This is a genomic window from uncultured Corynebacterium sp., assembly GCF_946998835.1.
In the GTDB taxonomy this organism is placed as follows: domain Bacteria; phylum Actinomycetota; class Actinomycetes; order Mycobacteriales; family Mycobacteriaceae; genus Corynebacterium.
Window position 1 is genome coordinate 12,801 of record NZ_CAMQAZ010000027.1, and the last position, 20,179, is coordinate 32,979.

Sequence of the window (20,179 nt, forward strand, 5' to 3'; positions counted from 1 at the left end):
TGGCTAATTTTTCCGCGCGCGTCGAACGAAACGGGAAAAATATTGTAAAAAAATTACTTTCGCCTACGCGGCCGCCCGCTTCGACGTCCGCCACGCCCACTGCGCGCATGCTTTACGACGGCCCCAGCGCGCTGCCGGCGGGCTTGCTTAGCAAGCGTCTTTTCTCTGGCCGACAACTTCTTCGGCTGCTCGTCAGCCTTCTTGCGCCCCAACTGCGTGCGTGTCGAGCCTTCCCTGCGCCCCTGGACAATGCCGACGAACTCCTGCCGGAGCTCGTCGTCCTCTACTTTCGGCCACACCAACCAAATAGCTGTCCGAGACAGCGGTTCTGTGGCACCTTCCTCGGCCACCAAGTTCGATGAGGCCACCGCCTTCTTCGACAGCGCCTTCAAAATCGTGCGAGGTCCCACTACGACGCCTGCACCAGTGGCCGCAACGGGCAGCATCTGTCGCAGCTCATCCGCATCCACGGAGGTCAACAGCACAGTTTCGTCCGCCAACAGCTCCTCCAGCACGGACTCTGTGAGAGAGAACACGTGCTCTTTCTCGAAGGCCACGCCCCAGGCTTCGTCGTAAAGCCGGATGCGATGGAGCGACTCGGGCAGCGAGCTTTCGGACTCCAACCGCACGAGCGCCATATCAGCAGTACCTTCGACTATGTCGGACATCGGATCGTCGGCGGCGTGGGTGTGCAGTGTCGCCGGAATTCGATCCCTAAAGCGGCGAAACCACTTCTCGGGACTGGTGCCGGTGGCGAACACGATGCGCAGGACGGCGGGTTCAGGAGTCGACATACTCCGCAAGGTTACTCGAATGGGTGCTAGCGTTGAACCCATGAAACCCCTAACCGCAGCCAAGAAACTTGGCATTTTCCTCCCGGCCACACCCGAGGAATTTCGCACTGGTGAGATTTCGCACGCACAGTTTGTGGAGCTGCAGTCCAATCCGCCGGAGTGGCTCGCTGAGCTGCGCCGCAATGGACCGCACCCGCGCCCGGAAGTTGCCCGCAAGCTGGGCATCACCATTACGGCGCTAAAGAAGAACGACATGGATAAGCCACTGACGACGGCGGAGATCAAGGATTTGCTCGAGCAGATGCCGGAGTGGCTGGAGACCGCTCGTGAGTCTATGGCGAAGCAGCGAGCCGAAGCCGCGGAGGTAGAGGCCAAGAAGGACGATGGCCCTGGTCGGGCTGCCGCTGAAGCTGCTCGCGCAGCTGAGAAATAGCTGACACAGCTGACACAGCCAACACCTTTAAGGAGGATCTTCCCATGTCCATCGACTACACCGCACATGCAATCAATCACAAGGGCAACGGCACTGTTGTCCTGATTGGCTCGCTGGGCACCACACAGGAGATGTGGGAGCCACAGGCAGCCGCTTTGAGCGAGAAGTACCAGGTCATCACGCCTGATGTCCGTGGCCATGGCGATTCCCCAATCCCCGAGGGCGAGTGGGATATGAGTCACTTGGCTGCCGATATCATCGAGGTCCTCAATGAGGAGGATGTCGACCGCGCACACTTTGTGGGGCTCTCACTCGGCGGCGCGATCGCCCAGACCATCGCGCTAGAGCACGCCAATCGAGTAACCAGTCTGACACTGTCGTCGACGGCTCCGAAGTTCGGCACACCTGAGGCCTGGCAGGAAAAGGCCGAGCTCGTACGCGAAAAGGGCACGGTGGCACTTGCCGACACCGTCGTCCGTAACTGGTTCACCGACGAGTGCTTCGACACCAACCCCGAACTACCAGCCCGCTTCCGGGACATGATTGCTGACTGCCCCAACGACGGCTACATCGGTGCCTGCGGAGCACTGTCCCGCTTCGACACCCGCGAGCGGCTTGCCGACATCACCGCTCCAACGCTGGTCATCGCCGGTAAGCAGGACACATCTACACCCCTAGATGTCGTCACTTCGCTTCACGACGGCATCGAGGGCTCGACCATGGTCGTCGTTTCACCGGCTAAGCACCTGCTTAACCAGGAGACCCCGGAGTACTACAACTCAGCGCTGCTGGCGCACATTGACGGGATTGCCGACTAGATCTCAACCGCGGAAATAAAAAATGACGCGACCTGCGCGCTGTCCATTCCACAAGGGGCGGCGTACGGGTCGCGTCATTATTTTTCGAGTGCAATTGGAGGTTGCTATGACTGCAGTGGAAGGAGCTCGGATAATCAAGAAAACCGCTTTCCACCTGAAGCCCATAGTATCGACCACCAGCACGAATGGGAATAAGAAAACTAGAATGTTTCGTTAATCACCCCCGAAAACTAGCGCATCACATTCACCGTTTTCCACCAAAAGGACGCAGCAATCCAAAGGTTCTCGGGGATAAAAAATAGCCATTCACCTGGCCGTGTAGGTTAGCATTACCTAACTCCCCGCCCTGTTGGTACCACCACTAGACCGACGGGAAATGTCCAATCACAACGGGGGTGATTTTTCAGCCGTGGCGAAGACGCAATGGTCGTCGTCAAGCGATTTCACACCACCAATCCGAGAAAACTTTTAAAAAAATCAGTGTCGCTCGTCACACTCGTGCATAATGGGGTACAACAGTCATAGTCACTATGACGATGAACCAAGGCCACGCGCGTTTATCTATGACGTATGAAAAGGTCTTAAGACAAAATTCCCACGATCAACATTTCTAGGAGCATGTCATGAAGGACTTTCTGCCCCGCACTCACTTCGAAGAAGAGCACAACATGTTCCGCGACATGGTTCGCGGCTTCGTCGAGAAGGAAATCACCCCGAACGTAGAGCGCTGGCACAAGGAAGGTCAGCCGGACCGTGAGGTCTTCAAGAAAGCCGGCGAGCTGGGCCTAATCGGCATGTCCACCCCGGAGCAGTACGGTGGCGGCGGAGAGATGGACTTCCGCTACAACCAGGTCCTGAACGAAGAGCTCTCCAACGCTGACTGTGGTTCCATCGTCGTTTCCTTCGGCGTTCTCAACGACCTGGTCGCCCCGTACCTGGCCAAGTTCGGTAACGAAGAGCAGAAGCAGAAGTACCTGGCTTCCATGAACGCCGGCGACACCATCGGCTGCCTCGCCATGACCGAGCCGGGTGCCGGTTCCGACCTGGCTGGTATGCGCACCTTCGCTAAGAAGGACGGCGACCACTACGTCCTCAACGGCACCAAGATCTTCATCTCCAACGGCATGATGGCTGACTTCGCTCTCGTGGCAGCTATCACCGACCCATCCAAGGGCCGCGCTGGTGTCTCCATGTTCATCGTCGACGCCGACCTCGAGGGCTTCACCAAGGCTGGCCCGCTGCAGAAGGTCGGCTTGAAGGCTCAGGACACCGCTGAGCTGAACTTCGACAACGTCCGCGTTCCGGCTGAGAACCTGCTCGGCGAAGAGGGCGCAGCCTTCGGCTACCTGCGCACCAACCTCGCTCACGAGCGCCTGACCCTGGCTTGCGGCTCTGTGGCAACTTCCCGCCGCGCCTGGACCCTGGCTTACAAGTACGCTCAGGAGCGCGAGGCATTCGGTCGCCCGATTATCCAGCACCAGGTTCACGGCCACTACCTGGCTGATATCGCTACCCGCGTCACTGCCCTGCAGGCTTTCGTTGACCAGGCTGTTATGGCTCACAACGCTGGCCAGCTGGACGAGACCGGCGCTTCCATGGCCAAGTACTGGACCACCGAGGAGCAGCAGGACATCGTTACCCGCTGCCTGCAGATGTTCGGTGGCTACGGCTTCATGCTCGAGTACCCAATCTCCACTCACTACCTCGACTCCAAGGTCCAGACCATCTACGGTGGCACCAACGAGATCATGAAGGAGATCATCTTCCGTCGTATCGCCAAGGGCGGCGCAGAGTAAAGCGGAACTTACCAGCGAGCTCTATTAGCAATGCGCGGCAACAATCTGCCGAAGCGCTTACCTTAGCGCTTTTGCGAAGTGTTGCGCAGCGTTATGCAAGAGCTTTTGCGCAGCGTTGTGCAAGAGCGCATTCGACCAAACCCCGTCAGGTCTTGAACTAGCCCCCCCCCACTAGTCGGTAACTGTTTTCTCAGTCCAACTAATAGGGAGCAGTTCAGCTTTTCCTGACGGGGTTTTTGCATGTCCTAGATTGGGACGAATTCTAGGGAGGGTGGAAACACCTGATATCAGTTAGGTGGCCTTTGTAGCGGGCATTCGATAGTCACCCCTTCGGACGCTTGGGCGGCTTTGATTGGCGCTCCCTCCTTCTTTTGTTGATCCCCCCCCACTTTCTGTCGCCGTCGCCGCCGTCCCTACCCCGAAACAAAACCATTACCCCCTACAAAACTGAAACTATACAATGGGACACCCATCTCATATACTAAGATTCCATTAAGTAATGGTGATGCACTTCACCAATTTCCCCCAAGGCTGCGCTAATGCGTGACCGAAAAATGAAGGATCGGAGTTCCAGAGCCAATGAGCACAACCAACTCGACCGCTAGCCCTCAGCGAAGGGAGGTGTTTTCCACCCGAGCAGCCTTCATTTTCGCCGCCATCGGCTCGGCAGTCGGGCTCGGAAACATCTGGCGTTTCCCCTATGTCGCATACGACTCCGGTGGCGGCGCCTTCCTCATCCCCTACCTGGTCGCACTTCTGACCGCAGGTATTCCACTACTGTTCCTCGACTTCGCCATCGGTCACCGCTTCCGCGGTTCCGCACCGAAGTCAATGCGCCGTATTAAGCCCTGGGCAGAACCAATCGGCTGGATTCAGGTCGGCATCGCCTTCTTCATTACCGTCTACTACGCTGTCATCATCGCGTGGTCGTTTATTTACGCCTGGAAGTCCATCAGCAAGAGCTGGGGCTCGGATGCTGAAACCCACTTTATGAAGGACTTCCTCCAAGCCGACACCGAAAGCGTCTTCTCGCTGGACTTCGTCCCGTCGATTTCTATTGTCCTGCTCATCGTCTGGGTTCTCGTCATCGGCATTCTGGCCGCTGGTGTGGACAAGGGCATCGGTAAGGTCTCGATTATCTTCATCCCACTGCTGACCGTTCTCTTCATCGCAGTGGTCATCTACTCCCTGACCTTGGAAGGCGCTGCCAAGGGCCTGGACGCATTCTTCACCCCGGACTGGTCCGCACTCACCGACTCCAGCGTGTGGATCGCCGCATACGGCCAGATCTTCTTCTCTCTGTCCGTGGCGTTCGGCATCATGCTGACCTACGCTTCCTACCTGAAGCCACGCACCAACCTCACCGGTTCCGGCCTGGTCACCGCGTTCGCGAACTCCTCCTTCGAGGTTCTCGCCGGTATCGGTGTCTTCGCCACCCTGGGCTTCATGGCAACGCAGTCGGGCCAGGCTGTCGACGAGGTCGCAACCTCCGGCATCGGTCTTGCCTTCATCGCCTTCCCGACGGTTATTTCCGAGATGCCAGGCTTCATCGGTTCGGTCTTCGGCCTGCTGTTTTTCCTCTCCCTGGCAATCGCCGGTGTGACCTCCCTGATGTCGCTGCTTGAGGTCGTCGTCTCCGCCGTTAAGGACAAGCTGAACCTCGGCCGCGTCCAGGCCACCCTCACCGTCGGTGGCTCCATGGCCGTCATCTCGCTGCTGGCCTTCCCGACCACCTCTGGTCTGGGAACCCTCGACATCGTCGATAAGTTCACCAACAACGTCGGCATCGTCCTGGTCGCACTGCTGACCATCATCGCGACCGATTGGATTCTGCGCCGCACCAACGAATTCGCCATGCACCTCAACGCCGTATCCTCTTTCAAGGTCGGCACCATGTGGCAAATCTTCGTCGGCAACATCACGCCGGTCATTCTCGCCGTCATCCTATTCCAGGAGCTCATCGGTCTGTTCCAAGAAAACTACGGTGGCTACTCCGATGCGCAGATCGATGTCTTCGGTTGGGGTGTCATCGGCGTGATTCTCATCGGCGCCCTGATTATGGCCATCCTGCCATGGCGCGGTCAGCACCGCCTCGACGGCCCTCCGGGCTCAGACTTCGGTGTGACTCCGGACTTCAAACGGACCTCACACCTGCCACGCAAGCACACCCCGGAAACCGAGGAGGTTTAAGCCACAATGTCCGGTATCGCAATTGTCATGATGGCGCTATTCATCATCGTCATCTGGGGCGGACTGGCGGTCGCACTGATCAGCCTGTCCAAGCACCCAGATGAGGTGTCCGGTGAGCTGGGCGATCACCCAGACCTCACCAGTGAAGTACTGGGGGCGCAGGAAGAGCAGTAGTTCTTAACTACAGCCTTTCCCACCACTCCACGTACCTGACTTACTTACCAACAAAACGCGGTGGTCGCTTCTCCAAGAAAGCGGCCACCGCTTCCTTATGGTCGGCCGAGACCGCCAGGCGCGCCTGCGCATCCGCCTCCGCCGCCGCAGCGGCCAGAGTGTCCCGGCGCAGCAGAGTCTTGATCTCCTTCAGCGCGGCCGTCGGGCCCGCAGCAAACTGGGCTGCCAGCTCACGTGCCCGAGCCGCTGGATCGTCTACCACTTCAGTAACCAGGCCGAGGCTCAGGGCCTCGTCGGCAAGCACCTTTTTATCGAAGAACAACAGCTCACGCGCCTTCGCGTCGCTAACCATGCGCGGCAGCAGCGCCGACATGCCACAGTCCGTGGCCAGCCCAATCGACGGGAACGCCGCCTTGAACGATGCCTTCGGGCCAGCGATGCGGAAGTCGCAGTGCAGCGCCAGCGACCAACCGGCACCCGCGGCAGCCCCCTCGATAGCGGCAATCACCGGCACGTTGATCGCTGTCAGCTCCGCGACCATCGGGTTGTACTCATCGACAACCTTGCCCATGCCAGCGCCCGACTGCAGGTCAGAGATGTGCTCCTTCAAATCCTGGCCCGTGCAAAACGCCTTCGGCCCGCCGAGCAGGATAACAGCGCGCACATCCGGCTCTTGCGCACGCTCAAAAGCGGCTTTCAGCTCCAACCGGAGATTCTTATCCAGGGAATTGTATGCATCCGGGCGGTCGATGGTGATGGCTAGAATGCCGTCGGAAAATTCTTGAGTAACGTTGCTCATACCCCCGCAGACTATCGCAATCTCCCCCAACTCGGACGCACTTTTGCCCCAAATCACCCGCCACAAGTAACAAGGAACACATGACACTTCCACGCCCCGCCACGCCTGACGACGTCCACGAGATCGTCGACCTCATCAAAGACCTGGCGGCCTACGAAAAAGAACCCGACGCCGTCCGCCTGACCCCGGAGCGCCTCCGCGAACAACTCTTCGGGGACAACCCCGCGATTTTCTGCCACGTCGTCGACTCCACATCCGGAAATTTGGGCGGCTGCGATGAAGGCGGTGTTGGGGGTGGCGGCGCTGGCCCGCGCCTCGACGGTATTGCCCTGTGGTTCCTCAACTACTCCACCTGGGAAGGCACACACGGCATCTATCTGGAGGACCTCTACGTCCGCCCCGAAGCACGCGGCACCGGCAAGGGCAAGGCGCTGCTGCAAAACCTCGCGCGGATTGCCGTGGAACGCGGATACTCGCGGGTCGAATGGTGCGTCCTGAAGTGGAATCAGCCCTCCATCGACTTCTACCGCTCCCTCGGTGCATTCCCCATGGATGAATGGGACACCTTCCGCCTCACCGGCGGTGCCCTAAGCGACTTCGGGGCCTAACAAGCGGACCTGCGGTGTTGCGGTGGTGAAAAGTCCGGATGTGGATAACTGCTAAACCGACCGAGTTGTCCACAGTCAACCCCGATAGCCGTTGTCCCCCTACATCCGGACTTTTACCTTCGAAGGTATGACAGTTCTTGGGACGCTCACCGCGCTAGCCTCGCGCGGAATGGACACGCTGGCGGAACTCCACGCCGCGCGTCCCGACGGCCGCGAAGCCACCTCCCACCTGGCCGCAACCCTCGGTCTCGACCCGGCGCGCCTCCGGCTTTTGCTGCGCGTGGCCGCCCACTACCTCGAACCCGCAGACACCGAGGACAACACCAAAGCCCGCGAAGACGCCACCGCCCTGGCCCGCCACCTCGGGCTCAGCCTGGATACCTGCGTACTTATCGACAAGCGCAGCCGCCAAGCCAACAACACAGAACTCCACGACAACCTCCGCCTCACCTTCGTCGCCGCCGCCGAACGCCTCGGCTTCGAAGAACTGGACCTCTACATGCGGGAAACTCTCACCGAGCTCAACACCGAAGACGAGCCACCCCAACACCTGCGCGCCCGATTTTCCCGGAAGGTAGACATCCGGGGAATGAAACACTTCCATATCTCCGGGCCCTCCGACATGCTCGACAACCTCCTGTCGCCGCTGACCATTCGCGCCGCAGAAATCCGGAAGTTACGTCCGGAGTTTTCGCACGACCGCTGTGTCGGCCAAGCGCTTGCCGAGCGCCTCGAGCATGCCGGTGCCGCAATGCCCGTCGACAAGCTCGATGAAATGCGCTACCAACCCGCCATCATCCTCACCGCACAAGATCTCATCGACTACAGCCCGCGATTTGCCGCCACCACCAACGGCTCCGCGCTCGCGCCCGACGTCTTCCTCAACGCCCTGCTCGCCGACACCGGGTGGGCCGTGCTTTACGACGAACACAGCGCCATTACGGACTTATTCCCCATCGGCAACCCCCGCCTGGCGACCGAAGAGCAGCGCATTGCGATGCTCATCGACAACCCAATCTGCGCCTGGCCCGGCTGTGAACGCCCCGCCTATAGCGGACAAGCACACCACCTAGTGGCACACAAACACGGAGGTAAGACCACCCTGGACAATCTCACCATGGTCTGCCGCGAACACAACGGACTCAACGACGATGACAGGCAGGGGCGCAACGGCTACCTCGAGCGCATCCCCACATCCGGACATATTCGATGGCGCCCACCGGACAAAACCCGACCGCCACTGTTTAGTAACTCGTTTGTGACATCGATGTCCGGGAGATCCTACGCGGGGTATCGAGCAGGCACAACGAAACAGCTTGGCCCCGAGCCACCACCTCCCGCCTAAAACCCGGATGTACGTGAAAACCCGTCCTAGCACACTGCTAGAACGGGTAGTTGCGCTGCAAAAATGCAGAATTAGATGAGGTTCCAGTCCTCGATGCCGTCGTAAAGCGGGAATTCCTGCGCGACCTTCGAAACACGAGCGCGCAGGGAATCGACATCCGCATTCTTACCGGCGGCGAGAGCAGTGCCGATGACATCGGCAACCTCGGTGAAAGCCTTCTCGTCAAGACCACGGGTGGCCAACGCCGGAGTACCAATACGAAGTCCGGATGTAACCATCGGAGGACGCGGGTCAAACGGAACGGCATTGCGGTTGACGGTAATGCCAACAGCGTGGAGCAGGTCCTCGGCCTCCTGACCGTTCATCTCGGAATTGCGCAAATCCGCCAGCACCAGGTGGACATCAGTGCCGCCGGTGAGGACATCGACGCCGGCCTCGGCGCAGTCGGAAGCGGTGAGACGCTCAGCCAGAATACGAGCACCGGCGAGAGTCCGCTCCTGGCGCTCCTTGAACTCCTCGGTACCAGCAATCTTCAGAGCCACTGCCTTGCCAGCAATAGCGTGCATCAGCGGGCCGCCCTGCTGTCCCGGGAAAACAGCGGAGTTCAGCTTCTTGGCGTACTCCTGCTTCGCCAAAATCATGCCCGAACGAGGACCACCAAGGGTCTTGTGGACGGTGGTCGACACAACGTCAGAATGCGGAACCGGCGACGGGTGCAGACCAGCGGCAACCAAACCTGCAAAGTGAGCCATGTCCGTCCACAGCTTGGCACCAATCTCATCGGCGATGGAGCGGAAAGCTTCGAAGTCGAGGTGGCGTGGGTACGCCGACCAACCTGCGATGAGAACATCCGGCTTTTCTGCGAGCGCCTGCTCACGCACCTTGTCCATGTCAATCCGCATGGTGTCCTTGTCTACACCGTATGCGGCGACGTGGTAGAGCTTGCCGGAGAAGTTCAGCTTCATGCCGTGGGTCAGGTGACCGCCGTGTGCCAGGTCGAGGCCCATGATTTTGTCGCCGGCGTTGATTAGCGCGTGCAGAACAGCGGCGTTGGCCTGCGCACCTGCGTGCGGCTGAACGTTGGCGAACTCAGCGCCGAAGAGCTTCTTGGCGCGGTCGCGAGCCATGTCCTCGACGACGTCGACGTATTCGCAGCCACCGTAGTAACGACGACCCGGGTAGCCCTCGGCGTACTTGTTGGTCAGAACCGAGCCCTGAGCCTGCAGCACTGCACGCGGAACAAAGTTCTCACTAGCAATCATTTCCAGCATGTCACGCTGACGAGAGAGTTCCCCTGCCATTGCCTCTGCGAGGTCGGGATCGAGTTCACGCAGCGATTGGTAGCGGACATCGTTATTGTTAGACCCGGTCATGAGTAGGTTTTCGACCTTTCAATAAAACTTCAATGCCACAGGCCATGCTAGCCCTTTGTGGGGCAAACCACGAAAGCAGCACCAATCGGCCATGCCCCCTTTATTGACCCGTTTTCCGGTTTTCGGTACCCCCTTGGCACAATTGGAAGTATGACGCGCGCAACATCTCCCAGCCCGTACGTCGAGTTCAAACGTGAGCAGTGGCGCGAAATGCGCAAGAATATGCCTCTGGTGCTGACTGAAGAGGAAGCTGAGCGACTTTCCGGTATCGGTGAAAACATCGACTTGGACGAAGTCGCCGAGGTCTATCTTCCGCTTTCGCGTTTGATTCATATGCGCGTGGCGGCTCATCGGGAGTTGAATAGTGCGACATCGAACTTCCTTGGGGAAAATCCTTCGAAGGGCGCGTCGGTGCCGTTCATTATCGGCGTGGCGGGTTCGGTGGCGGTCGGCAAGTCGACGACGGCGCGTCTGCTGCAGGTGCTGCTCGAGCGGTGGGAGACCAATCCGCGGGTGGATCTGGTCACTACTGATGGTTTCCTCTACCCTTCTGAGGAATTGAATCGCCGTGGCATTATGCAGCGCAAGGGGTATCCGGAGTCGTATGATCAGCGTGCGTTGATGCGGTTTGTTACGGCGGTGAAGTCGGGTGCGCGGCATGTGAAGGCGCCGGTGTATTCGCACACGCTCTACGACCGGGTGCCGGATGAGTTCATCGATGTTGACCGCCCGGACATTCTCATTCTCGAGGGGCTCAATGTTCTGCAGACGGGCCCGACGTTGATGATTTCCGATCTTTTCGATTTCAGCGTCTACGTCGATGCCCCGCGCGCGGACATCGAACGTTGGTACATTAGTCGTTTCCTCAGCCTCCGTCAGACGGCGTTTCGTGCTCCGGGGGCGCACTTCGCGGATTACGCCACGCTTGACGACGAAGCTGCGGCCGCGGAGGCCCGGCGTATTTGGCAGCAGGTGAACTTGCCGAACTTGACGGAAAATATTTTGCCCACTCGAGTGCGGGCATCGTTGGTTCTGACGAAGTCCCGGGACCACAAGGTCTCCCGAGTCCGAATGCGCAAACTCTAACATCCGGAAATTTTTCCGGATGTAGGGAGGTTATTTGCCGAAGCGGCGCGAGCGCTGCGAAAAGTCTCGAAGTGCGCGGAGGAAGTCGATGCGGCGGAACTCGGGCCAGTAGGTGTCGGTGAACCAAATCTCGGAGTAGGCGGTTTGCCATAGGAGGAAGCCGCTGAGCCGCTGTTCTCCGGAGGTGCGGATGACCAGATCTGGGTCCGGTTGTCCGGATGTGTAGAGCCGGCGGGAGATGGCGTCGGTGGTGATGCGCTCTTCTAGTTCGGAGGCGTCGATGCCTTCGGCGGCGGCTTCGCGGATGATTTTGCGCACCGCGTCGACGATTTCCTGGCGGCCGCCGTAACCAACGGCGATGTTGACCTGGATGCCGGTGTTGTTCGCGGTGACTTCTTCGTCGTGGCGCAGCCGGGCGGTCATTTTTTCCGGAAGGAGCTCGAGGTGGCCGACCATGCGCAGGCGCACGTCGTTAGGCGATTGCGCTAATTCGTCGACGACGTCGGCGATGATGTCGAACAGTAACTCCAGCTCTTCGGGGTCGCGTCCGAGGTTTTCGGTGGAGAGCAGGTAGATGGTGACCAGCTCGATTTCCTGTTCAGCGCACCAGCCGACGAATTCCGCGATTTTCCGGGAGCCGACGCGATGGCCGTGGCTGACGTCGGTGAATCCAGCCTCCCTCGCCCAGCGGCGGTTGCCATCGGCCATGATGGCAACGTGCTTGGGGCGGGGTTTTCCTTCTAGCTCTTGGGCTAGTTTGCGCTCGTAGAGCGGATATGCAATCCGCCGGAGTGAGGACGGCTGATTTTCTTTCACATATGTAACCCTACCCAATGGGCATGGTTGCTTTGCGCTTAGTCGCGTGCCTGCCGACGCTTCCGGACTTCTGCCGCAAGCATTCGCAGCAGCCGGTCGGTGGTTTCCCAATCCATGCAGGCATCGGTGACGGACTTGCCGTAGACGAGGCCCTTGCGACCATTTGTAATCTTCTGCGCGCCGGCTTCGAGGAAGGATTCCATCATGATGCCGGTGATGCGCTCGTCACCGGCACCGATGAGCTTGCCGAGCTCCTCGACAACCTCGGCCTGGCGCACTTCGGATTTTCCGGAATTGGCGTGGGAGGCATCCACCATGATGCTGACGGTCTGCTCGGCCTTGTTCAGGCGGGCTTCGGCGTCGTTAAGCGATTCTTTGTCCCAGTTCGGGCCGGAGGTGCCGCCGCGGAGGATGAGGTGGCAGTTGTGGTTGCCGGCGGTTTCGACGACGGCGGCGCGGCCCTGGTCGTTCATTCCGAAGAAGAAGTGTGGGTTTGCTGCGGAGACCAGCGAGTCCACTGCGACTTGGACGTTGCCGTCGGTGCCGTTTTTGAAGCCGATGGGCATGGAAAGTCCGGAAGCGAGCTGGCGGTGGACCTGTGATTCCGTGGTACGTGCACCAATTGCGCCCCAGGAGACGGCGTCGGCGATGTACTGAGGGCTGTTGGGTTCGAGGAATTCGGCGCCGGCGGGCAGGCCCGTACGCAGGACCTCAATAAGCACCTCGCGAGCCATGTGCAGGCCCTTGTTGATCTTGTAGGAGCTATCCAGGTCGGGGTCGTTGATGAGTCCCTTCCAGCCGACGGTGGTGCGCGGCTTTTCGAAGTAGACGCGCATGACGACCAGCAGGTCCTCGTCGAGCTCATCGGCGGTGGCCTTGAGGCGGCGGGCGTAGTCGATGGCGGCCTCGGGGTCGTGGATGGAGCACGGGCCGACAACGACCAGCAGGCGGTCGTCTTCGCGGGCGATAACGCGGGCGATGTCGAGTCGCGACTGTTCTACCTCGTTCACCAGGTTCGGGGTCAGTGGCTGTTTGGCCATGACCTCTTCTGGGGAGGGCAGGTCGTGGAAGGCTACGACGCGGCGGTTCGCAGTTGAGGCGGGGGCTTCGAGGGATGTAGGAGGGGTCATCGGAGGTCTCTTTTCTCTGGGTGATTAGTTGCGCTGTATTTGGCTGTAGATACGACAAAAGGCAGCGCCCCTATTGGTTGGGGCTGCTGCCTTTGGCTCCGGTTGGTGGCGACGTGACGATTTTGCCGCCGACTGCGACTATGTCGTCGCTGCCTCCGGAGCCTTCGAAAAATAAAATCGCCACATACGCATGTGCTTGACTGTAGCGCACCGCCTGTAATCCCGCAATTCGAACTCCGAATCCCACCCCGTGGGACGCAATTAGGGGCGCGCACGCATCGCCCGTCGTCAAGCGACGGACGCATGCCTTGGCGTTAACTACTCCGCTTCACGACGCTGCTCTGCTGCAGCCATCGCCTTATCCACGGCCTCGGAATCGAAGGGATCCATGCCGTGCGCTTCGGCGAACTTCCGGCGGGCGGCCATGCGCTTCGCGCGCCGCGAGAGGTCCCAGCCGAGAGCCAGGATGACGATAAGCAAGACGACAATGATGAGCAGGCCAATGGGAGAGGCCTTGCCGAAGTCAGCACCCCGCGGACCAGTGGGGTTCTGCGCCAGGAAAATTGTCGTGCGAGCCGCCAAGGCATCGAAGCTTTCAATCATGAGTTCCAGCTTAGCGTTAATTCCGGACTATTCCGCGTCGGGGTCGATACCGGCGAAGAGATCGGTCTCTGGCAGCTCGGTCTGCACGCGAGTGCGGGCGAGCTCGAATTCTTCGGTGGGCCAAACGCGCTGCTGAATGTCCGCGGGCACGGCGAAAAATGGCCCGTTCGGGTCAATCTGGGTGGCGTGCGCCAGTAGCGCCTGGTCACGCTGCGGGAAGTAGTCGCCGCACTCTACTTGCGTGGTTACGCGGGTCATGATGTCGCCGGGAGTCTTTGTCCAGCGACGGAAGGACTCTGCCAGAGGGCTTTCTAAACCGTTATCGCGGTAGTAGTTATCCAGCGCGATGAGGCGCGCCTTGATGAACCCGTGGGTGTAGTAGAGCTTGGAGATCTCCCACGGCTCACCGAGTTCGGGGTACTTATCCGTGCCGGATTCCAACCACGCGCGCATGGACACGATATGGGTCATGATGTGATCCGGGTGCGGGTAGCCACCGTTTTCGTCGTACGTAATGACGACGTGCGGACGAAATTCCCGGATGGCTCGAATAAGCGGTTTCGTCGCAGCCTCGACCGACTGGCGCGCAAATACACCGTGCGACAGCACCGGCACCGGGTTGCCCGCGGGCAGGCCGGAGTCGGTAAAGCCGAGCCACTCATGCTCAACACCGAGGGCCTCGGCGGCCGCAGCCATTTCGTGCACGCGCACCGCGGCGATGTTCTCGCGCACTTCCGGCCGATCCATGGCCGGGTTGAGAATGCTGCCGGCCTCACCGCCGGTGCACGTCACCACTTTGACGCGATGCCCCTCGGCCGCATAGCGGGCCATCGTTGCAGCACCCTTGCTCGATTCGTCATCAGGATGAGCGTGAATTGCCATCAGACGAAGTGCCATTTAAAGCTACTCCCCCTACTATCTCAGTCCGTGTTTTCTAGCTAAGGTCGGTGTCCTTCGACCGCGACGGCACTACAGAAGCACCATTTCAATACCGCCCCACTATAGCGCTGCGACATCACATGCCCACACAGCAACGCAACACAGTGGAACGACATAACAGCAGAGCACCGTGCCACGCCAGAAAGATTGTTTAAATGTCAACATTTTACCACGTCGGCCAGAAACTCCGATAGGCTGAAAAGCATGGCTGAAAGTTCGGAGCGAAACACCCGAAATACCGCAGCGCCAAACGTGCAGCGCGAGCGCTATGGGGATAACAGTCGCACGCTCCCCGCAAAATTGGTTGTCATCGCTATAGTGGGCATGCTCGTCATCGCAGGCGCGTACATTTTCGTTCAGATGAACCGCGTCACCGCCCCGGATGTCTCCGCAACGCAAGCGGGTTGGAGCCGCACTCCCGGCAAGGAAGATGAGCAGTTCATCTTCACGCTCGACGTCACCCGCGAAAAACCGGAACTGGACAGCTACTGCATCATCTACGCGCTGAACTATGACGTGGCAGAGGTCGGCCGTCGCGATGTGTTTGTCCCGGGTGGCGGCCCCGCTACCGTGCGCATGGATGTCCCCATTGCCACCCGCGAGCTGGCCGTGGCAGGCGATGTCTACGGCTGCTCCACCGACATTCCGGAGTTCCTCAAACCTGCGAAGTAACCTCCTTCCGCTGTCAATGATTGTGCACTGCAGTGGCACGTCGTAAAGCATGTACGACAACACTCCGCCACGTCCGTTATTGCCATAGGGCATGACAGTGCTATCCTGTGACGCAGCCGACGGCCCCACGCGGGGCCGCTTTTGTATTAAATAAGCCAAAAACACAGGAGGAACCATGACTGAGGCACAGAACAATAGCCCATGGCTCACCCAGGAGTCCTACGACAAGCTCAAGGCCGAGCTTGAGGCGCTATACGAAAACCGCCCGGTCATCGCCGCCGAGATTAACGAGCGCCGCGAAGAGGGCGACTTGAAGGAAAACGCCGGCTACGATGCCGCTCGTGAGCAGCAGGGACAGGAAGAGGCACGCATCCGCTACCTCGAAGATCTGCTGCAGCGCGCCACTGTCGGTGAGATTCCGCAGGAGTCCGGTGTGGCTCTGGTCGGCACCGTGGTCCACGTCTACTACGACGGCGACGAGGACGACGCCGAGACCTTCCTCATCGGCACCCGTGGCGCTGACTCCTCCAACCCGAACCTGGAGACCTACTCCACCGATTCCCCGCTGGGTAAGGCTCTGGTCGGCGCCAAGGAGGGCGAGACCCGCACTTACACCTCCCCGAGCGGCGACGAAGTGTCCGTCACCGTGGTCAAGGCTGAGCCGTACAACCCGGAGATGGACGCCTAAACGCTTAGGTTAGTTATTCCCGGCGTCACGCCGCCTCAACCCAGGCGGCAACCTCGGGCCACAGCGCCCGATTCTTGGATCGATAGAAGCCCATATGGCCTATCGGTCCATTTTTTGTGCCCTCTCCAGCTTCAATATTGCGCTTTACGACGTCACACTGCACAGCCCTGTCGGTCAAAACGTTGACTGGTGAGGCCCAAGACAAAACAAAGCGCCAGCCAACCCGCATTAACGGGCTAACCGGCGCTTCTGCGTTAGCTAGTTTTCTAGCGCTTAGTCCCTGAAGTAGGACAGCAGGCGCAGAATCTCGGTGTAGAGCCAGACCAGGGTCACGGCCAGGCCGAGGGCGACGCCCCAGGCGTACTGAGCCGGAGCACCAGCGCGGACCAGGCGGTCAGCCTGATCAAAGTCAATCAGGAAGCTGAAGGCCGCCAGGCCGATGCAGACCAGCGAGAAGATGATCGACAGCATGCCGCCGTCACGCAGCGGGAAGCCCAGACCGAACAGGGACAGCAGCAGGTTGCCCAGCATGAGGACCAGGACACCAATCAGAGCTGCGCTCATGAAACGAGTGAACTTCGGGGTCACGCGGATAGCACCGGACTTGTAGACGAAGAGCATACCGATGAAGACACCCAGGGTGGCCAGCACAGCCTGCATAATCAGCGCACCAGCGGCAACGCCCTGGATAGGTGCGGTAAACATGAAGCTGATGCCACCGACGAAGAGGCCTTCAAAGGCGGCGTAGGTCAGCGTGACCGGCGCGGAGCCGTACTTCTTACCGAAGGTGGAAACCAAAACAGTAATCAGTCCACCGATGGCACCGACGATGGTCAGAATCATGGCCAGGCTGGTGGAGACGCTAACGGCAATGAAGAAGTTGACTGCAGCCAAAACGATGATGGTTGCCAGCGTGATGCCGGTCTTGGAAACGACATCGTCGACCGTCATCGGACGGTAGTCGGCGGCAACCTGCGACTGGTACGGGTTATCCCCGTAGTCAGCGCCCATCTGACCTTGGCCGTAGTGTTGTGCGCCCGCCTGTCCGCGGGCGACGGTCTTAGTAAGTGAACTGAAGGCAGGATTGCTGCTTTCGCGCACGTCGTCCTTCTTTCTTTTTCTCAGTTTTTCTTACACGTTTTGAACTCAGGCACACGCGCGTACGTTTGCCTACATTGTCTACAACGGACGGTGTCTAGGTATTGTTCCCAACCCTGAAAAACAGTTAGTATCAAGGTAATTCCTCGCCTGCTGGCGGTGATTTTGTAATCGCGGAAACACTCACAGTCGCCAGGCGTGGGCACCACTTGAGTGATTACGAATTAGGAGGCTGGTCAAGATGTCTGATGGCCTTGACTACGATCCGGATACCACTGGTGATTTTGACGAGACCACGCTCGATGGCTCGGAGGGACTCGATGGTGATTTCCTCACCGGTGATGGCGAGAATTATGTGATGGATCCGCCGGACCGCTGGCGGGGCGCTTCTCCACATGACACTCTCGGCAAGCGGTTGGCCGAGGAAAAGCCGGACATCGATGTCGACGATGATCTGAATGATGACCCGGAGATGCGCTACGGCGATGTCGATGGTCACGAACCGTTCGAATTCGGCAATGATGGCCCGCGTGACCCGGACCGCAATCGTCGGATGGGCTGGACTACCTACTAAACTTTTCTAAGTTTTAGTAGTTTTGCCAAATTTTCTATCTCGGGGTGCCGTGCGACAGTAGTATCTGTGCCATGACAGCATCTACTGCCACGACAAACCGAACTACCATCCGCAATCCGCTTAACGACGAGCTCGTTGCCCGCCTACTCCAGCGTGTCACGGTAGCTGATAAGTCGAAAACCTCCACTATCTCGGCGCCGTTTACCGGCCAGGAGCTGGCGCAGATTCCTGTCGGTACGCAGGACGACGTCGACGAGGCTTTTAAGCGTGCCCGCGCGGCCCAGAAGAAGTGGGCCCGCATGGCACCTGAACAGCGCGGCGAAGTGCTGCACCACTTCCACGACTTGCTGTTTACCCACAGCGACCAGCTGCTGGACCTGCTGCAGGCCGAGACCGGAAAGAACCGGGCCAGCGCCCATGAGGAGCTCGTGCATACCGCCATCACCGCTCGCTACTACGGCAACCAGGGGCCAAAACTGCTGGCGCCGAAGCGGGCGCACGGCGCGGTTCCGGTGCTCTCGAAGACCACTGTTTATCACCACCCCAAGGGTGTCGTCGGTGTCATTGCTCCGTGGAACTACCCGCTGACTCTCGCGGTTTCCGACGCCCTGGCTGCGCTGATGGCCGGTAACGCCATCGTCCTCAAGCCGGACAGCACCACCCCGTTTACTGCTCTGTTCGCCGTCGACCTGCTCTACCGGGCGGGTCTTCCGGAGGATCTCTTCCAGGTCATTCCGGGCCCGGGTCGTGTGGTCGGCCAGGGCATTGTCGGCCAGTGTGACTTCCTGATGTTCACCGGCTCCTCCGAGACCGGACGTGCCCTGGCACAACAGTGTGGCGAGCGCCTGATTAGTTTCTCCGCAGAGCTCGGCGGTAAAAACCCGCTGATTGTTGCTGAGGATGCCAACATCAACCGCGCGGTCGAGGGCGCACGCATCGGCTGCTTCACCAACTCCGGCCACCTGTGCGTGTCCATCGAGCGAATCTATGTCGTGGACTCCGTATGGGACGATTTCGTCCCGGCATTCACCGACCGTGTCAAAGCAATGTCCATCGGCGCTGGCTACGAGTGGGAAACCGAAATGGGCTGCCTGCAGTCCCAGGGTCAGTTCGACATCGTCAAGTCCATGGTCGACGATGCCATTGAGGCCGGTGCCACCGTGCTGGCCGGCGGTCGTCCCCGCCCGGACTTGGGGCCGCTGTTCTACGAACCGACCGTGCTTACCGATGTCCCGGAGGGTGTCGCCCTGCTGACCGAAGAGGTATTCGGCCCGGTAGTAGTCCTCCAGCGCGTCTCGGATGTCCACGAGGCCATCGCCAAGGCCAATGATTCCCGCTACGGCCTCAACGCTTCGCTGTGGACCTCCCCTCGTCGTGCAAAGGAGCTGGCTCCGCAGTTGGAAGCTGGCACCGTCAATGTCAACGATGGTTTCGCTGCGGCCTTCGCGTCCGTCGATGCCCCGATGGGTGGATTTAAGGATTCGGGTGTGGGCCGTCGTCAAGCAGCGGGTGGCTTGCTGAAGTACACCGACGAGCAGACGGTGACCGTGCAGCGTCTCACCCCGGTGTCGATGCCGCACATGTCGCGCGAGCGCTACGCGAAGGTGTTCAACACGGCGCTGATTCTCGGCAAAAAGTTCAACGTGTTGCCGTAATACGTGTGTAGCACACACATACCCGATTATTATTTGGACACTTTTTAGCCCCCGCAAGCCCTTTTTACGAGAAAAACCAGGTAGAAAAACGCTTCTACCTGGTCTTTTGGTGCCCCCAGTGGGACTCGAACCCACACTGAAAGGGTGTTACCAGGTGTTTCGTCTAGTGTCGTTGATTCTCACTAGTTACAGTTTCTCCAGGTCAACTACGCCTAGCTGTTCGTCTAGTGTCGTTGATTCTCACTAGATGCGTTTATTACTTGTTGATTAAGTGTTGACCATTCTCACGGCATCCCTAAACCTTATAGGAAAGTTTAGTAAAAAACATGTTCCCCATGTTCCCACAGGTCAAAGCATGTTTTTACCATGTTCCCTTTATGTTCCCTCCGTGTTCCCCCAGGTAGGGAACATGTTCCCAATGGTCTCAAGGAATTTAGCTTTTCCTTCACGCTTATCGCCCCGTTGCGCCTACCGGTTGCCCCTGTTGCTGCGGGTGGCTGATTCTGGGGAGCTGAGGGGTGTAGCGGTTCACGATGAAGTGCCCCGGGTTTTGTTCCTAGGCGTTTGCCTTGATTTCTATTATTTCCT

20 protein-coding genes and 1 tRNA gene are annotated in these 20,179 nt (G+C 59.3%); 12 read left to right on the forward strand and 9 right to left on the reverse strand.

All coding sequences use genetic code 11. The features are described from left to right. Nucleotides 1-53 precede the first annotated feature (53 nt). Nucleotides 54-794, reverse strand: coding sequence for a LysR family transcriptional regulator (locus tag Q0U90_RS09270; RefSeq protein WP_297454019.1), 741 nt, complete (start codon nt 792-794; stop codon nt 54-56). 40 nt (nt 795-834) lie between these two features. Between Q0U90_RS09270 and Q0U90_RS09275 the strand changes: the two genes are divergently transcribed. From Q0U90_RS09275 to metS, 5 genes are all read left to right on the forward strand, one after another. Next, complete coding sequence (locus Q0U90_RS09275) at nt 835-1,227, forward strand: DUF5997 family protein (protein WP_297454022.1); 393 nt, start codon at nt 835-837, stop codon at nt 1,225-1,227. A 44-nt stretch (nt 1,228-1,271) separates the two neighbouring features. Beyond that, entirely contained in the window at nt 1,272-2,045 is a 774-nt protein-coding gene (locus Q0U90_RS09280; protein WP_297454026.1) for an alpha/beta fold hydrolase, read from the forward strand. Nucleotides 2,046-2,668: 623 nt separating this feature from the next. Next, the gene (locus Q0U90_RS09285) at nt 2,669-3,841 is read left to right on the forward strand and encodes an acyl-CoA dehydrogenase family protein (protein ID WP_297454029.1); all 1,173 of its coding nucleotides are present in this window, start codon (nt 2,669-2,671) and stop codon (nt 3,839-3,841) included. Nucleotides 3,842-4,420: 579 nt separating this feature from the next. Then, a complete protein-coding gene (locus Q0U90_RS09290) occupies nt 4,421-6,031 on the forward strand; it encodes a sodium-dependent transporter (RefSeq protein WP_297454033.1) in 1,611 nt (536 codons plus the stop codon). A gap of 6 nt (nt 6,032-6,037) precedes the next feature. Beyond that, nucleotides 6,038-6,205 (forward strand): methionine/alanine import NSS transporter subunit MetS, encoded by a 168-nt coding sequence (metS, locus tag Q0U90_RS09295; protein ID WP_297454035.1) that lies wholly within the window; start codon nt 6,038-6,040, stop codon nt 6,203-6,205. Nucleotides 6,206-6,245: 40 nt separating this feature from the next. Here metS and Q0U90_RS09300 read toward each other — a convergent pair whose 3' ends face one another. Then, the gene (locus Q0U90_RS09300) at nt 6,246-7,004 is read right to left on the reverse strand and encodes an enoyl-CoA hydratase-related protein (RefSeq protein WP_297454038.1); all 759 of its coding nucleotides are present in this window, start codon (nt 7,002-7,004) and stop codon (nt 6,246-6,248) included. 80 nt (nt 7,005-7,084) lie between these two features. On the opposite strand from Q0U90_RS09300, the gene Q0U90_RS09305 reads away from it, so the two are divergent. After that, nucleotides 7,085-7,612, forward strand: a complete 528-nt coding sequence (locus tag Q0U90_RS09305; RefSeq protein ID WP_297454041.1) for a GNAT family N-acetyltransferase — start codon at nt 7,085-7,087, stop codon at nt 7,610-7,612. A 127-nt stretch (nt 7,613-7,739) separates the two neighbouring features. Further along, nucleotides 7,740-8,957 carry an HNH endonuclease signature motif containing protein gene (locus tag Q0U90_RS09310; protein WP_297454043.1) on the forward strand — a complete coding sequence of 406 codons (1,218 nt, stop codon included), beginning with the start codon at nt 7,740-7,742 and terminating at the stop codon, nt 8,955-8,957. A gap of 71 nt (nt 8,958-9,028) precedes the next feature. Here Q0U90_RS09310 and glyA read toward each other — a convergent pair whose 3' ends face one another. Further along, a complete protein-coding gene (gene glyA, locus Q0U90_RS09315) occupies nt 9,029-10,330 on the reverse strand; it encodes a serine hydroxymethyltransferase (protein WP_297454045.1) in 1,302 nt (433 codons plus the stop codon). A 150-nt stretch (nt 10,331-10,480) separates the two neighbouring features. Between glyA and coaA the strand changes: the two genes are divergently transcribed. Continuing rightward, the gene (gene coaA / locus Q0U90_RS09320) at nt 10,481-11,416 is read left to right on the forward strand and encodes a type I pantothenate kinase (protein ID WP_297454048.1); all 936 of its coding nucleotides are present in this window, start codon (nt 10,481-10,483) and stop codon (nt 11,414-11,416) included. Between the two features lie 30 nt (nt 11,417-11,446). Here the strand turns inward: coaA and Q0U90_RS09325 are convergent, their stop codons facing one another. The 4 genes from Q0U90_RS09325 to mca all read right to left on the reverse strand — a co-directional run bounded on the left by Q0U90_RS09325 (nt 11,447) and on the right by mca (nt 14,862). Continuing rightward, on the reverse strand, nt 11,447-12,232 hold the full coding sequence (locus Q0U90_RS09325) for an isoprenyl transferase (RefSeq protein WP_297454051.1): 786 nt from the start codon (nt 12,230-12,232) through the stop codon (nt 11,447-11,449). Nucleotides 12,233-12,270: 38 nt separating this feature from the next. Beyond that, the gene (locus Q0U90_RS09330) at nt 12,271-13,362 is read right to left on the reverse strand and encodes a 3-deoxy-7-phosphoheptulonate synthase (protein ID WP_297454054.1); all 1,092 of its coding nucleotides are present in this window, start codon (nt 13,360-13,362) and stop codon (nt 12,271-12,273) included. A gap of 318 nt (nt 13,363-13,680) precedes the next feature. Further along, the gene (locus Q0U90_RS09335; protein ID WP_048733974.1) at nt 13,681-13,965 is read right to left on the reverse strand and encodes a hypothetical protein; all 285 of its coding nucleotides are present in this window, start codon (nt 13,963-13,965) and stop codon (nt 13,681-13,683) included. Nucleotides 13,966-13,992: 27 nt separating this feature from the next. After that, nucleotides 13,993-14,862, reverse strand: coding sequence for a mycothiol conjugate amidase Mca (mca, locus tag Q0U90_RS09340; RefSeq protein ID WP_297454057.1), 870 nt, complete (start codon nt 14,860-14,862; stop codon nt 13,993-13,995). Between the two features lie 246 nt (nt 14,863-15,108). Here mca and Q0U90_RS09345 point away from each other — a divergent pair, with 246 nt between their 5' ends. Next, a complete protein-coding gene (locus Q0U90_RS09345; protein ID WP_297454060.1) occupies nt 15,109-15,576 on the forward strand; it encodes a DUF4307 domain-containing protein in 468 nt (155 codons plus the stop codon). Between the two features lie 175 nt (nt 15,577-15,751). Continuing rightward, entirely contained in the window at nt 15,752-16,264 is a 513-nt protein-coding gene (gene greA / locus Q0U90_RS09350; protein ID WP_048759762.1) for a transcription elongation factor GreA, read from the forward strand. Between the two features lie 273 nt (nt 16,265-16,537). Here greA and Q0U90_RS09355 read toward each other — a convergent pair whose 3' ends face one another. Further along, nucleotides 16,538-17,365, reverse strand: coding sequence for a Bax inhibitor-1/YccA family protein (locus Q0U90_RS09355; RefSeq protein WP_048759764.1), 828 nt, complete (start codon nt 17,363-17,365; stop codon nt 16,538-16,540). A gap of 238 nt (nt 17,366-17,603) precedes the next feature. Between Q0U90_RS09355 and Q0U90_RS09360 the strand changes: the two genes are divergently transcribed. Beyond that, complete coding sequence (locus Q0U90_RS09360) at nt 17,604-17,936, forward strand: hypothetical protein (RefSeq protein WP_297454066.1); 333 nt, start codon at nt 17,604-17,606, stop codon at nt 17,934-17,936. Nucleotides 17,937-18,007: 71 nt separating this feature from the next. Then, a complete protein-coding gene (locus Q0U90_RS09365) occupies nt 18,008-19,591 on the forward strand; it encodes a succinic semialdehyde dehydrogenase (protein ID WP_297454068.1) in 1,584 nt (527 codons plus the stop codon). Nucleotides 19,592-19,698: 107 nt separating this feature from the next. Here the strand turns inward: Q0U90_RS09365 and Q0U90_RS09370 are convergent. Beyond that, nucleotides 19,699-19,801, reverse strand: a tRNA-OTHER gene (locus Q0U90_RS09370). Nucleotides 19,802-20,179: the final 378 nt, after the last annotated feature.